Origin of the sequence: Pseudomonas farsensis (assembly GCF_014268805.2) — a bacterium.
Classification (GTDB): domain Bacteria; phylum Pseudomonadota; class Gammaproteobacteria; order Pseudomonadales; family Pseudomonadaceae; genus Aquipseudomonas; species Aquipseudomonas farsensis.
In genome coordinates this window covers 19,310-33,540 of record NZ_JABWRF020000006.1, presented here as the reverse complement: position 1 = coordinate 33,540, position 14,231 = coordinate 19,310, and the positions used below count along the sequence as shown (strand labels likewise).

12 protein-coding genes are annotated in these 14,231 nt (G+C 63.6%); 6 read left to right on the top strand and 6 right to left on the bottom strand.

Annotation, left to right across the window (positions count from 1 at the left end; all coding sequences use genetic code 11):
- Positions 1–119: 119 nt before the first annotated feature.
- From HU719_RS23415 to HU719_RS23405, 3 genes are all read left to right on the top strand, one after another.
- On the top strand, positions 120–968 hold the full coding sequence (locus tag HU719_RS23415) for a glycine betaine ABC transporter substrate-binding protein (RefSeq protein WP_186521401.1): 849 nt from the start codon (positions 120–122) through the stop codon (positions 966–968).
- A 475-nt stretch (positions 969–1,443) separates the two neighbouring features.
- Entirely contained in the window at positions 1,444–1,755 is a 312-nt protein-coding gene (locus tag HU719_RS23410) for a DUF485 domain-containing protein (protein WP_186521400.1), read from the top strand.
- Positions 1,752–3,416 (top strand): cation acetate symporter, encoded by a 1,665-nt coding sequence (locus HU719_RS23405; protein WP_186521399.1) that lies wholly within the window; start codon positions 1,752–1,754, stop codon positions 3,414–3,416. Before HU719_RS23410 ends, HU719_RS23405 begins: the two co-directional genes overlap by 4 nt.
- Before the next feature lie 73 nt (positions 3,417–3,489).
- Here HU719_RS23405 and HU719_RS23400 read toward each other — a convergent pair whose 3' ends face one another.
- A complete protein-coding gene (locus HU719_RS23400; RefSeq protein ID WP_186521398.1) occupies positions 3,490–3,642 on the bottom strand; it encodes a DUF3309 family protein in 153 nt (50 codons plus the stop codon).
- A gap of 222 nt (positions 3,643–3,864) precedes the next feature.
- On the opposite strand from HU719_RS23400, the gene HU719_RS23395 reads away from it, so the two are divergent.
- A complete protein-coding gene (locus tag HU719_RS23395; RefSeq protein ID WP_186536992.1) occupies positions 3,865–4,680 on the top strand; it encodes an SDR family oxidoreductase in 816 nt (271 codons plus the stop codon).
- 129 nt (positions 4,681–4,809) lie between these two features.
- Positions 4,810–4,995, top strand: coding sequence for a carbon storage regulator CsrA (gene csrA, locus HU719_RS23390; RefSeq protein WP_186521395.1), 186 nt, complete (start codon positions 4,810–4,812; stop codon positions 4,993–4,995).
- 4 nt (positions 4,996–4,999) lie between these two features.
- On the opposite strand, the gene HU719_RS23385 is transcribed toward csrA, so the two are convergent.
- The 5 genes from HU719_RS23385 to mnmC all read right to left on the bottom strand — a co-directional run bounded on the left by HU719_RS23385 (position 5,000) and on the right by mnmC (position 12,431).
- Positions 5,000–5,227 (bottom strand): YheU family protein, encoded by a 228-nt coding sequence (locus HU719_RS23385; RefSeq protein ID WP_186521393.1) that lies wholly within the window; start codon positions 5,225–5,227, stop codon positions 5,000–5,002.
- A 79-nt stretch (positions 5,228–5,306) separates the two neighbouring features.
- The gene (locus HU719_RS23380; RefSeq protein ID WP_186536991.1) at positions 5,307–6,491 is read right to left on the bottom strand and encodes an osmoprotectant NAGGN system M42 family peptidase; all 1,185 of its coding nucleotides are present in this window, start codon (positions 6,489–6,491) and stop codon (positions 5,307–5,309) included.
- 167 nt (positions 6,492–6,658) lie between these two features.
- The gene (ngg, locus tag HU719_RS23375; protein ID WP_186536990.1) at positions 6,659–8,407 is read right to left on the bottom strand and encodes an N-acetylglutaminylglutamine synthetase; all 1,749 of its coding nucleotides are present in this window, start codon (positions 8,405–8,407) and stop codon (positions 6,659–6,661) included.
- A 3-nt stretch (positions 8,408–8,410) separates the two neighbouring features.
- Positions 8,411–10,198, bottom strand: coding sequence for an N-acetylglutaminylglutamine amidotransferase (locus tag HU719_RS23370; protein WP_186521388.1), 1,788 nt, complete (start codon positions 10,196–10,198; stop codon positions 8,411–8,413).
- Between the two features lie 268 nt (positions 10,199–10,466).
- Positions 10,467–12,431 carry a bifunctional tRNA (5-methylaminomethyl-2-thiouridine)(34)-methyltransferase MnmC2/FAD-dependent 5-carboxymethylaminomethyl-2-thiouridine(34) oxidoreductase MnmC1 gene (gene mnmC / locus HU719_RS23365; RefSeq protein ID WP_186521386.1) on the bottom strand — a complete coding sequence of 655 codons (1,965 nt, stop codon included), beginning with the start codon at positions 12,429–12,431 and terminating at the stop codon, positions 10,467–10,469.
- 128 nt (positions 12,432–12,559) lie between these two features.
- Between mnmC and pap the strand changes: the two genes are divergently transcribed.
- Positions 12,560–14,050 (top strand): polyphosphate:AMP phosphotransferase, encoded by a 1,491-nt coding sequence (gene pap / locus HU719_RS23360; RefSeq protein ID WP_186536989.1) that lies wholly within the window; start codon positions 12,560–12,562, stop codon positions 14,048–14,050.
- Positions 14,051–14,231: the final 181 nt, after the last annotated feature.

Here is a 14,231-nt window from a genome sequence, read left to right as displayed (position 1 = left end):
GATGGCGCTAATGGCACAGTGCTGTCGTTGATCGTACGCTGGAGGTCGCTGACAGAGCAGGTCGTGCGCCTTGGCAGGTCGATGATGCAATCTCCAAGACCTGACGAGGGGATGCTTTGATGAATAAGCGACGTTTCCTGGGCGTAAGTACTGCCCTGGTATTGGCCATGAGCACTGCGCAAGCAATGGCCAAAGAAGTTAGCATCGGTTATGTGGATGGTTGGTCGGACAGTGTCGCCACCACCAACGTAGCCGCCGTAGTGATCAAGCAGAAACTCGGCTACGACGTCAAGTTGCAGGCGGTGGCCACCGGCATCATGTGGCAAGGCGTTGCCACGGGCAAACTCGATGCCATGCTCTCCGCCTGGCTGCCGGTTACCCACGGCGAGTACTGGGCCAAGAACAAAGACAACGTGGTCGACTACGGCCCCAACTTCAAAGACGCCAAGATCGGCCTGATCGTCCCCGAATACGTCAAGGCCAACAGCATTGCAGACTTGAAAACCGATACCAGCTTCAAACAGAAGCTGGTCGGCATCGATGCCGGCTCCGGTGTAATGATCAAGACTGAACAAGCCATCAAGGACTACGACCTCACCGGTTACAAACTCCAGGCCAGCTCCGGCGCTGCAATGACTGCCGAACTGGGCCGCGCCTATGCCAAGCAGCAGTCCATTGCCGTTACCGGCTGGGTGCCGCACTGGATGTTCGCCAAGTGGAAGCTCAAGTTCCTCGAAGACCCTAAAGGCGTCTATGGCGCTGCTGAAACCGTAAACAGCATCGGCAGCAAGGAACTGGCGACCAAAGCCCCGGAAGTTGCCGAGTTCCTGAAGAAGTTCAGCTGGCAGTCCAAGGATGAGATCGGCGAAGTGATGCTGGCCATCCAGGAAGGCGCCAAGCCTGAAAAAGCCGCTGAAGACTGGGTTGCCAAGCACCCGGAGCGGGTCAAGGAGTGGACGGGTAAGTAACCGGTAGCATTCAAAGACTCATCGCGGGGCAAGCCCGCTCCCACGAGGCCTGTGTGGCTTTTGGGGGCGCTGCTTGCCCCTTGTGCTTTTAGGGTTTTTCCGAGGCAATTGGCCTCATGGGAGTTTCTATGGTTTTGTACAAACCTGTTCCCGCCAGATATATCTGCTTGTGGGGAGCTCCTTTGTGGCGAGCGGGCTTGTCCGCGTTGGGCTGCGCAGCAGCCCTGGGTTTTCAGGGCTGCTGCGCAGCCCAACGCGGGACAAGCCCGCTCGCCACGACTCTCTATCATTTCCCACAGGATTGGGTCCAACCAGCAATATTGCGGTTGAGCACGGCCCCGCGATGTCTTCGAACTTTTGTTACGCAATCTGCAAAACACCGTTGCATCTAAGACTAAGGTCGTCTGGTTGGCGTTGTACGGCAGCATAAAGTGGAGTCGGGTTCTCCCTAATCTGTGCTGCTAGGACAAAAACAATGAACGACAGCATTTACCTCTCGATACAGAACAGTCCGCGCTTCAAGGAACTGGTCAGCAAGCGCGAGCGTTTTGCCTGGATTCTCTCGGCAATCATGCTCGGCCTCTACAGTGGTTTCATCCTCCTCATCGCCTATGGTCCGCACCTGCTTGGCACCAAGCTCAGCCCTGATTCGTCGATCACCTGGGGCATTCCCCTGGGCGTTGGCCTGATCATCTCGGCCTTTGTGCTCACCGCCATCTACGTGCGTCGCGCCAACGGCGAGTTCGACGAGCTGAACAAGGCCATTCTCGAGGAGGCCAAACAATGATCCGACACGCCAAAACCCTGGCCGTCCTGGCCTGCGGGGCCTTTGCCCCCGCTGTGTGGGCCGCTGATGCGCTCACCGGCGAAGTGCACAAGCAGCCGCTGAACGTTGCCGCCATCGCCATGTTCGTCGCCTTTGTGGCTTTTACCCTGGGGATTACCTACTGGGCCTCGAAGCGCAACAAATCGGCCTCTGACTACTATGCAGCAGGCGGCCGTATTACCGGTTTCCAGAACGGCCTGGCGATTGCCGGCGACTACATGTCGGCGGCCTCGTTCCTGGGTATTTCCGCGCTGGTGTTCACCTCGGGCTATGACGGCCTGATCTACTCCATCGGTTTCTTGGTCGGCTGGCCGATCATTCTGTTCCTGATCGCCGAACGCCTGCGTAACCTCGGCAAGTACACCTTCGCCGACGTTGCCTCCTACCGCCTTGGGCAGAAAGAAATCCGCACCCTGTCGGCCTCCGGCTCGCTGGTGGTGGTGGCGTTCTACCTGATCGCGCAGATGGTCGGTGCCGGCAAGCTGATCCAGCTGCTGTTCGGCCTGGACTACCACGTTGCGGTGATCCTGGTGGGCATCCTGATGTGCATGTACGTGCTGTTCGGCGGCATGCTGGCCACCACTTGGGTGCAGATCATCAAAGCCGTGCTGTTGCTGTCTGGTGCCAGCTTCATGGCACTGATGGTGATGAAACACGTAGGCTTCGACTTCAACACCCTGTTCTCCGAAGCCATCAAGGTGCACAGCAAAGGCGAGGCCATCATGAGCCCGGGCGGTCTGGTCAAAGACCCGATCTCGGCGTTCTCCCTGGGCCTGGCGCTGATGTTCGGTACCGCTGGCCTGCCACACATCCTGATGCGCTTCTTCACCGTCAGTGATGCCAAGGAAGCGCGCAAGAGCGTGCTGTACGCCACTGGCTTCATCGGCTACTTCTACATCCTGACCTTCATCATCGGCTTCGGCGCGATCCTGCTGGTCAGCACCAACCCAGACTTCAAGGACGCTGCCGGCGCCCTGCTGGGCGGCAACAACATGGCGGCGGTGCACCTGGCCGATGCCGTGGGCGGCAGTATCTTCCTTGGCTTCATCTCGGCAGTGGCCTTTGCCACCATCCTGGCAGTGGTTGCCGGCCTGACCCTGGCAGGTGCCTCGGCGGTGTCCCACGACCTTTATGCCAGCGTATGGCGCAAGGGCAAGGCCAACGACAAGGATGAGATCCGCGTATCGAAGATCACCACCATCGCCCTGGGCGTACTGGCGATCGGCCTGGGCATCCTCTTCGAGAAGCAGAACATCGCGTTCATGGTGGGCCTGGCGTTCTCCATCGCGGCGAGCTGCAACTTCCCGGTACTGCTGCTCTCGATGTACTGGAAGAAACTCACCACCCGTGGCGCCATGATCGGCGGCTGGCTGGGGCTGGTCAGCGCGGTGGGCCTGATGGTCCTCGGCCCGACCATCTGGGTGCAGATCCTCGGCCACGAGAAAGCCATCTACCCGTACGAGTACCCGGCGCTGTTCTCCATGCTGATCGCCTTCGTCGGTATCTGGTTCTTCTCGGTCACCGACAAGTCCAAGGCAGCCGAAAACGAGCGCGCACTGTTCTACCCGCAGTTCGTCCGTTCGCAGACCGGTCTTGGCGCCAGCGGCGCGGTTTCCCACTGATCGCTTGAGGTTGAGCTGAACTGAAAACGCCCCGCAGATGCGGGGCGTTTTCGTTAGCGCGATGACTGCAGGCCTATATGCGGCCCAGCAACACCAGGATCAGCAGCACCACCAGCACCACACCGATGATACCCGACGGGCCATAGCCCCATGAACGGGAGTGAGGGAAGACCGGTAAGCCACCGACCAGCAGCAGGATGAGGATGATGATGAGGATCGTGGTCATGGCGGAATCCTTGCGTGATTGAGGGTCAAGCGCTGGGCGTTGCCAGCCGCTTACAGATTCCGACCGGTGCGGGTGAGCAAAGATTCCATCGATATTCGCCTGTTGTTGCCGTTTCGCTGTGCACGGCTGCGATACCCCCATATTCACCCTCCTGATGCCGCACCTGGCGCCCCTGAAGTCTGGCTAGACTCCAGCGATTCCCACAACAACCGGGCTGCACCCATGCATAACCGAATGATGATCACCGGGGCCGGGTCGGGCCTGGGCCGCGAAATTGCCGTGCGCTGGGCTGGTGACGGCTGGCAACTGGCGCTGGCCGACGTCAACGAGGCCGGCCTTCGAGAAACCCTGGACCTGGTGCGTACAGCCGGTGGCGACGGCTTCGTGCAGCGCTGCGATGTACGCGACTACAGCCAGCTGACCGCGCTGGCCCAGGCCTGCGAGGAACGCTTTGGCGGCTGCGATGTGATCGTCAACAATGCTGGCGTGGCCTCTGGCGGTTTTTTCGCCGAGCTGTCGCTGGAGGACTGGGACTGGCAGATCGCGGTCAACCTGATGGGCGTGGTCAAAGGCTGCAAGGCGTTCTTGCCGCTGCTTGAGCGCAGCCGCGGGCGGATTATCAACATTGCCTCCATGGCCGCGCTGATGCAGGGGCCGGGCATGAGCAACTACAACGTGGCCAAGGCCGGGGTACTGGCGCTGTCGGAAAGCCTTTTGGTGGAACTGCGCCAGGTCGAGGTGGCGGTGCACGTGGTGTGCCCGTCGTTCTTCCAGACCAACCTGCTGGATTCGTTCAGGGGGCCGAACCCTGCCATGAAGGCGCAGGTTGGCAAGTTGCTGGAAGGCTCGCCCATTAGCGCTGCGGACATTGCCGAGCACATTCACCGCCAGGTCGAGGCGGGTGAATTTTTGATTCTGCCCCACGAAGCGGGGCGCCAGGCCTGGCAACTGAAGTGCCAGGCGCCTGAGAAGCTGTATGACGAGATGGCCGATATGGCGCAGAAGATGCGCGCCAAGGCACGCAAACCGACAAATTGAGCTGACTGTTGCGGTGTGTAGGAATATTTACCCTTAGTTGTAGGCTTGGTCTATTTCGCCCGCAGAGGATTGTAGAGGCGAAGTGCCATGTAGCAGGCTCCGATTTTTCCTGTTGTGGAGGTACGGAGCATGCTGGTAATCGGACGTGAAGTCGGCGAGGTCATCCTCATCAGCGAGCACATCAGGATTCAGGTCGTGGCACTGGACAACGGCCAGGTGCGCCTGGGTATCACCGCCCCGCGTGATGTGCAGGTGCATCGCTCTGAGGTGTATCGGCGCATCAAGGAGCAGCAACGGCGCGAGGGCGAAAGCTAGGCGGTCAGCCCAGCAGTTCCCGAGGCACATCGTGCTTGGCCAGCAATTGGCACTGCTGGCTTTCCATATCGAACAGGATGAATGCCTGGCCCTTGGCTAGCGCCTGGCGCACGCGCAGCACGCGGGTTTCAAGCGGCGTGTCATCACCGTTGTCGGTGCCATCGCGGGTGACGAAGTCCTCGATCAGGCGGGTGAGGGTTTCGGCTTCGAGTTGGTCGTAGGGGATCAGCATGGTGGTGGTGAGGGTCTCGGCAAAGGTTGCTCGATGCTACGCGAAGCGCGGCGTACGTGCAGCACGCACGCCGCTCACTTCAGTCTTTGTTGCCCACCAGGCTGTCGACGGGCGGTACCCGTGTATCGCTTTCCATTTGCGCGTCGTGCTCCAACTGGTGGCTGAAGCGCTCAAGCGAGGCATTGCCCGGGTGCGAGTCGCTGGCAAACACCGGCGGGCTCAGCAGGTAGCCGCACAGCAGCCGGCTCAAAGCCGCCAGGCTGTCGATATGGGTGCGTTCGTAGCCATGGGTGGCATCGCAACCGAACGCCACCAGCGCGGTGCGGATGTCGTGGCCTGCAGTGACTGCCGAGTGGGCGTCGCTGAAGTAGTAGCGGAACAGGTCGCGGCGTACCGGTAGTTCCTGGTCGGCAGCAAGTTTGAGCAGGTGCCGGGACAGGTGGTAGTCATAGGGGCCGGAGGAGTCCTGCATGGCCACGCTCACTGCATGTTCACTGGACGACTGGCCGGGGGCCACCGGGGCGATGTCGATGCCGACGAATTCACTGACGTCCCAGGGCAGGGCGCCTGCGGCACCAGAGCCGGTTTCTTCGGTGATGGTGAACAGCGGGTGGCAGTCGATCAGCGGTTGGTGGCCACTTTCGACCACGGCCTTGAGGGCCGCCAGCAGCGCAGCCACGCCGGCTTTGTCATCCAGGTGGCGGGCGCTGATATGGCCGCTGTCGGTGAACTCCGGCAGTGGGTCGAAGGCCACGAAGTCACCAATACCAATGCCCAGCGCCTCACAATCGGCGCGGTTGGTGCAGTAGGCATCCAGGCGCACCTCGACGTGGTCCCAGCTCACGGGCATCTGGTCGATTGCGGTGTTGAACGCATGCCCGCTGGCCATCAGTGGCAGCACGCTGCCGCGCAGTACGCCGGTGTCGGTGAAGACGCTGACCCGGCTGCCCTCGGCGAAGCGGCTCGACCAGCAGCCTACCGGCGCCAGTGCCAGCCGGCCGTTGTCCTGCAACTGCCGCACGCTGGCGCCGATGGTGTCCAAGTGCGCCGAGACGGCGCGGTCCGGGGAGCTGCGTTGGCCCTTGAGGGTGGCGCGGATGGTGCCGCGCCGGGTCAGCTCGAAGGGGATGCCCAGCTCGTCTAGGCGTTCGGCGACGTAGCGCACGATGGTGTCGGTGAAGCCGGTGGGGCTGGGGATGGCGAGCATCTCCAGCAGGACTTTTTTCATGTAGTCCAGATCGGGTTCGGGGTGTCGTTCAGGCATAGGGACTCCTCGATTGAGCACATGGTGGGGTGAATGGGGGCCGCGGTGCGGCCCATCGCAGGCTGGCGCCAGCTCCCACAGAAACCGCACACAGCCCCAGTATTGAGGTGTGGCGCAGATCCCTGTGGGAGCTGGCGGCAGCCTGCGATGAGGCCCGGTCAGGCAAATCAGGCCCCCGGTGCTCGGCTATGGGGGAACAGCAGGTCGATGAAGCGCTCGGCTGTCGGTTGCGGCTCGTGGTTGGCCAGGCCTGCACGTTCGTTGGCTTCGATGATCACGTAGTCCGGGCTCTGCGCATCGCTGACCATGAAGTCCAGCCCGACCACCGGTATTTCCAGCGCCCGTGCCGCACGCACGGCGGCGTCGGCCAGCACCGGGTGCAGGCGCCCGGTGACGTCCTCAAGGGTGCCACCGGTGTGCAGGTTGGCGGTGCGGCGAACGGCCAGGCGCTCACCGGCAGGCAGGATGTCGGCGTAACCAAAGCCTGCGCCCTTGAGCGTGCGCTCGGTTTCATCGTCCAGCGGAATGCGGCTTTCGCCACCGGTGGCCGCCATGCGCCGCCGGCTCTGCGCCTCGATCAGCTCGCGAATGCTGTGCTTGCCATCCCCGATCACCTGGGCCGGGTGGCGCACCGCAGCGGCCACCACTTCAAAACCGATCACCACGATGCGCAGGTCAAGGCCCGGGTGGAAGCTTTCCAGCAGCACCCGGCTATCGAACTGCCGGGCGTGCTCCACGGCACGGCCAAGTTCGTCGATGCAGGTGAGATTCACCGCCACCCCCTGGCCCTGTTCACCGTCCACCGGCTTGACCACCACCGCGCCGTGCTCGTCGAGAAACGCCAGGTTGTCATCGGCATTGCTCGCCAGTTGTTGCGCCGGCACTTGCAAACCAGCCTGGTCCAGCACCTTGCGGGTCAGGCGCTTGTCCTGGCACAGGGTCATGGTCACGGCGGTGGTGAGGTCGCTGAGCGACTCGCGGCAGCGGATTCGCCGCCCACCCAGGCTCAGGGTGAACAGCCCGGCAGTGGCGTCGTCGACCTGCACGTCGATGCCCCGGCGCAAGGCTTCGTCAACGATGATGCGCGCGTACGGGTTGAGCTCCGCTTCAGGCCCCGGGCCGAGGAACAGCGGCTGGTTGATGCCATTCTTGCGCTTGACCGCAAAGGTCGGCAGGTTGCGAAAACCCAGCTTGTGGTACAGGCGCTTGGCCTGGCGGTTGTCGTGCAGTACCGACAGATCCAGGTAGGCCAGCTCGCGGCTCATGAAGTGCTCGATCAGATGACGCACCAGCACTTCACCCACGCCTGGGCGGGTGCAGTGCGGGTCTACCGCCAGGCACCACAGGCTGCAACCGTGCTCGGGGTCGTCGAAGGCCTTGCTGTGGTTCAACCCCATGACGCTGCCGATCACTGCATGGGTGTCTTCGTCCTCGGCCAGCCAGTACACCGGGCCACCGAGGTGGCGCGGGGTCAGCAGGTCGGCGTCGACCGGCAGCATGCCGCGGGCCTGGTACAAGGTGTTGATGGCTTGCCAGTCGGCGGCCGTCTGCGCACGGCGGATACGAAACCCGCGAAACACCCGCTGCGCCGGGCGGTAGTCGGTAAACCACAGGCGCAGGGTGTCGGAGGGGTCCAGAAACAACTGTTGCGGTGCCTGGGCCAGCACCTGTTGCGGCGCCGCCACGTAGAGCGCGATATCACGTTCGCCGGGGCGTTCCTCAAGCAGCGCTTCGGCCAGGCATACCGGGTCTGGGTAGGTGTGCCCGATCAGCAGCCGGCCCCAGCCGCAGTGCACGGCACGCGGCTGGTCGTGCGGCTCGCTGCCGTCACCGGCCAGGCGCGCCTGCAGACGCTCGTAGGAGGGCGCCTGGCCGCGCAGAAGGCGCTGGCCGTAGGCGATTTCGTGGGCTTTCATCGATCAGATTCCTTGTTCGCTGAGCCACAGGTTCAGGGCCGCCAACTGCCACAGCTTGGAGCCGCGCAGTGGGGTGAGCTGGCCGTGGGGGTTGCTCAGCAGTCGGTCGAGCATGGCCGGGTTGAACAGGCCACGGTCCTGGCTCGGGTCAGTCAGCAGATCGCGTACCCACCCAAGGGTGGCACCTTCGAGGTGCTTGAGCCCGGGCACCGGGAAATAGCCCTTCTTGCGGTCGATCACCTCATGCGGGATGACCCGGCGCGCGGCCTGCTTGAGCACCTGCTTGCCGCCATCGGGCAGCTTGAAGCGCGCCGGAATGCGCGCCGACAGCTCAACCAGGCGGTAGTCGAGGAACGGCGTGCGCGCTTCAAGGCCCCAAGCCATGGTCATGTTGTCGACACGTTTGACCGGGTCGTCGACCAGCATCACTGTGCTGTCCAGGCGCAGCGCCTTGTCCACAGCATCCGGCGCACCTGGGCGGGCGAAGTGCTCGCGCACGAAGTCGCCAGCGGCGTCGTTGTCCAGTAGCCACGGTGCCTGCACGGTTTCGCGGTATTCGGCATGGCTGCGGTCGAAGAATGCCTCGCGGTAGGCGCCAAAGGCATCGTCGGCGCCGTCGACTTTGGGGTACCAGTGGTAACCGGCAAACAGCTCGTCGGCACCCTGGCCGCTCTGCACGCCCTTGCAATGCTTGGCGACTTCGCGCGACAGCAGGTAGAAGGCGATGCAGTCATGGCTGACCATCGGCTCGCTCATCGCGCGGAAGGCGGCCGGCAGCTGGTCGATGATCTCGTGTTCGGCGATGCGCAACTGGTGGTGGCGAGTGCCGTAGTGGCGGGCGATCAGGTCGGAGTACTGGAACTCGTCGCCGCGTTCGCCGCCGGCATCTTCAAAGCCGATGGAGAAGGTCGACAGGTCCTCCACGCCAACTTCGCGCAACAACCCGACCAGCAGGCTCGAGTCGACGCCGCCAGACAGCAGCACGCCAACATCTACCGCCGCACGTTGGCGGATGGCCACTGCGTCACGGGTGGCGTCGAGCACACGAGTGGTCCAGCCTTCGAGGTCCAGATCCTTTTCATCGGCGCGAGGGCCGTATTGCAACTGCCACCAGGTCTGCTGCTCGACTTCGCCGTGGCGGTCGACGCGCATCCAGGTGCCGGGTTCGAGCTTTTGCACGTTGGCCAGCAGCGTACGCGGCGCGGGCACCACGGCGTGGAAGTTGAGGTAGTGGTTGAGTGCCACCGGGTCGATGACCGGGTCGATATCGCCGCCTTTGAGCAGCGCCGGCAGCGTCGAGGCGAAGCGCAGGCGTTCGCCGCTGCGCGACAGGTACAGCGGCTTGACGCCGAGGCGGTCGCGGGCCAGGAACAGGCGCTGGTTGTCGCGCTCCCAGATGGCCAGGGCGAACATGCCGTTGAGCTTGGGCAACAGCGCGGCGCCCCAGGCGTGATAACCCTTGAGCAGCACTTCGGTGTCGCCGTCGGACCAGAACGAGTAGCCCAGGTCGAGCAGCTCCTGGCGCAGTTCGGGGAAGTTGTAGATGGCCCCATTGAACGCCAGCGACAGGCCCAAGGTGTTGTCGACCATCGGCTGCGCCGAGCCGTCGGACAGATCCATGATCTTCAGCCGACGGTGGCCGAGGGCTATCGGCCCTTGGCTATGGAAGCCCCAGGCATCCGGGCCACGTGGCGCCAGATGGTGGGTGATGCGCTCCACGGCGGCGAGGTCCGCCGGGCGAGGCGCTTGGCCGAGGGGGGTGAAACGAAACTCTCCTGCTAATCCGCACATAAGTCCTTACCGGTTTTGCCGTTGGGGAAAGGGCGCCCTGAAATAGGCGCACTTAGGTAAGGACCGGGGTGGGTTGTGAGAGTTTTAGATCATTCTGTTATATACGACGGGCGGGCGTGGGAGCGTTCATGGTTTTGCAAAAGCCTGTACTGGCCTCATCGCAGGCTATCGCCAGCTCCCACAGAGACCGCGTGCAGCCGCAATATCAGGGCCGGGCCGAGATTCCTGTGGGAGCTGGCGCCAGCCTGCGATGAGGCCAGCAAGGCCCCTATTTCCCGCGAATCAACCTGCGCAGCCCAAACCGGTTCGGATGACAGCCCTCAGCCACGCCCCTCGGCACCGGCAGCGGCTCCCCGGTCACCCAGGCGGCAATCAGTTCCCCTGCCAACGGCGCTGTCACCAACCCCCGCGACCCATGCCCGGTGTTCACATACAGCCCCTCCAGCCACGGGCAGTCGACCTGCGGCACCTGCCGCGCATCTTTACGCAGCGCAGCAAAGGCCGCCTCGAACGCCTGGGCATCGGCCAGGGGCCCGACAATCGGCAGGTAATCCGGGCTGGTGCAGCGGAACGCCGCGCGCCCCTCAAGCACAGCGGGGTCCAGCTCACCTGCGCCAAGGCGCCCGGCAAGGTCTGCCGATATTTCCTCCAGCAAGCGCAAGTTGCCCTGATGCTCGGCAACGGTCGGTTCGGTGTGCTGGCTGCTGAAATCAAAACTTGCACCGAGCGTGTGCTCATCGCCCCGTGGCGGCGCCACATAGCCCTCGGCACACACCACCGTGCTCAACGCCCGGCTGGCAGGGGTGGCTGGCAAGCGGGTGATCTGCCCGCGAATGCGCTTGAGCGGCAACTGCGCGCAGGCTGCAAAACTGCGCACATCGGCGGCACCGGCCAGCACCACCAGTGGCGCGCTGGCCAGCAATTGCCCGGCGTCCCAGGCCTGCCAGAGCCCCCCGGCTTTGCGCAGCTCCAGCACATTGGCGTGGCTCAGCAGCCTGATACGCGGGTGCTCAAGCTGCGCCCGGCAAAGTGCCGGCGGGTGCGCCCAGCCGCCCTCGGGGTAGAACAACCCACCCGATGGCAGGCCGATACCGGCAAGGGTCTGCGCCTCTTCCTGGGTCAGCACATGCAGCAAGCTGGGGTCGAACGCCGCTGCGAGTTTGCCCTGGCGTGCCGCTTCCTGCTCATCGAAGGCCAGTTGCAGCACGCCGCAACCGTCCCAGTCGATGCCACGTTGCAGCCGGTGCAGCCAGCGGCGGGTGTAGCCAAAGCCTGCGAGGATCAACTGCGACAGCGCCGTGCCATGGGCAGACAGCTTCAGGTAGAGCACCCCTTGCGGGTTGCCGGACGCCTCTTGCGCAGGGCCTGCGTGGCGTTCCAGCACACTGACCTGCCAGCCACGGGCGGCAAGGCTGGCCGCAGTTGCGCTGCCGGCAAGGCCGGCGCCGATCACCAGCGCCTCACGCGGGCCGGGCAGGGCGGCGGGGCGTGCGTACCAGGGGGCTGGTGCCGGGCTGGGCTCAGCCCTGAACACCCCATGCATGACTTCCCATTTTTTCCCAAGCCCCGGCACTTTCTTCATGCTGAAGCCTGCCTCCACCAGCGAGCGGCGCACCCAGCCGGTGGTGGTAAAGGTGCCCAGCGTGGTGCCTGGGTGCGACAGCCGCGCCAGTTGCGCGAACAGCTCAGGGGTCCACATGTCCGGGTTCTTGGCCGGGGCAAAGCCGTCGAGAAACCAGGCATCGATGCGTGCGTCGAGCTGCGGCAGTTGCTCAAGCGCATCGCCGATCATCAACGTCAGCGTGACGCGCCCGCCATCGAGGCTGAACTGCTGAAAACCGGGGTGCACCGCCACGTACTGCGCCAGCAGCGGCTCGGTGAAGGCGGCCAGGTGCGGCCACAGTTGGGTGGCGCGGGTGAGGTCTTCGCGGGTCAGCGGGTATTTCTCGACGCTGACGAAGTGCAGGCGCGCCTCGGGCTGGGCAAGCTCGGCGAACAGCTGCCAGGCGCAGAAAAAATTCATGCCGGTACCAAACCCGGTTTCGCCGATCACCAGGCATTGATGGGCGGCCAGGGCGGCGAAGCGCTGGCGCAACTGGTTCTGCTCGATGAACACATAGAGGGTTTCGTCCAGGCCTTGTTCCCTGGAGAAGTACACGTCGTCGTACTGGCGGGAATAAGGGCGGCCGTGGTCGTCCCAGTCGATCTGGGCGTATTCGTGTGGGGCGGACATGGCAGGCTCGGTAGCGGCGGATGGGCGATTTTACGCCATTGCCAGGATTACCGGGCAAGCGGGCCGCCACGCCGTTACAGGCAGGCAGGATTTCCGCTAGTCTTGGTTATCCAGTGAAGGAGCCATCCATGTTCGAATCCGCCGAAATCGGTCACAGCATCGACAAGGAAACCTTTGAAACCGAGGTGCCAGCCCTGCGCGAGGCACTGCTCGAAGCCCAGTACGAGCTCAAGCAGCAGTCGCGTTTCCCGGTGATCGTGCTGATCAACGGCATCGAAGGCGCCGGCAAGGGCGAGACGGTCAAGCTGCTCAACGAGTGGATGGACCCGCGCCTGATCGAGGTGCGCACTTTCGACCAGCAGACCGACGAAGAACTCGCCCGCCCGCCGGCCTGGCGCTACTGGCGCGCGCTGCCGCCGAAGGGGCGCATGGGCGTGTTCTTTGGCAACTGGTACAGCCAGATGCTCGAAGGCCGCGTGCATGGCCGCTTCAAGGACGCCGTGCTGGACCAGGCGATTGCCGGTGCCGAGCGCCTGGAGCAAATGCTCTGCGATGAAGGCGCGTTGATCATCAAGTTCTGGTTCCACCTGTCGAAAAAACAGATGAAGGCGCGGCTCAAGGCCCTCAAGCAGGACCCGCTGCACAACTGGCGCATCAGCCCGCTGGACTGGCAGCAGTCCGAAACCTACGACCGTTTCGTGCGCTTTGGCGAGCGCGTGCTGCGCCGCACCAGCCGCGACTATGCGCCCTGGCATGTGGTTGAGGGCGTCGACCCGCATTACCGCAGCCTGGCGGTGGGGCGCATCCTGCTCGAAAGCCTGCAGGCGGCGCTTGCCAACAAACCGCGCAAACATGAAGGCAATGTGGCGCCGCTGGGGCGCAGTATCGACGACAAGAGCCTGCTCGGTGCGCTGGACATGACCCTGCGCCTGGACAAACGCGATTACGAAGAACAACTGGTCACCGAGCAGGCGCGCCTGGCCGGCCTGTTGCGCAACAAGCACATGCGCAAGCACGCCCTGGTGGCCGTGTTCGAAGGCAACGATGCCGCCGGCAAGGGCGGCGCGATCCGCCGCGTGGCGGCGGCGCTGGACCCGCGCCAATACCGCATCGTGCCGATTGCCGCGCCCACAGAAGAGGAGCGCGCGCAGCCTTACCTGTGGCGGTTCTGGCGGCATATCCCGGCGCGCGGCAAGTTCACCATCTTTGACCGCTCCTGGTATGGCCGGGTGCTGGTGGAGCGGGTCGAGGGGTTTTGCACGCCGGCGGACTGGATGCGTGCCTATGGCGAAATCAATGATTTCGAAGAGCAGTTACGCAATGCCGGCATTGTGGTGGTGAAGTTCTGGTTGTCGATCGACCAGCAGACCCAGCTTGAGCGCTTTGAGGAACGTGAGCAGATTCCGTTCAAACGCTACAAAATCACCGAGGAAGACTGGCGCAACCGCGAAAAGTGGGATGTGTATAGCGAGGCGGTAGGCGATATGGTCGACCGCACCAGCACCGAGATTGCACCCTGGACGCTGGTTGAGGCCAACGACAAGCGCTGGGCGCGGGTAAAAGTGCTGCGTACCATCAACCAGGCGCTGGAAGACGCATTCGCCAAGGACAAGAAGTAGGCCGCGATTTTCTGCCGTGAGCGGGCTTGTGGGGGCCGTCTTTGTGGGAGCGGGCTTGCCCCGCGATCAATGGTCCTGCCATCGCGGGGCAAGCCCGCTCCCACGTTTTGTTGCGGCCATGCCTTCAAGGAATGACCCAATGAATTCTTTTCCCGCATCCAGTCCCCAGCAACTTGCATCA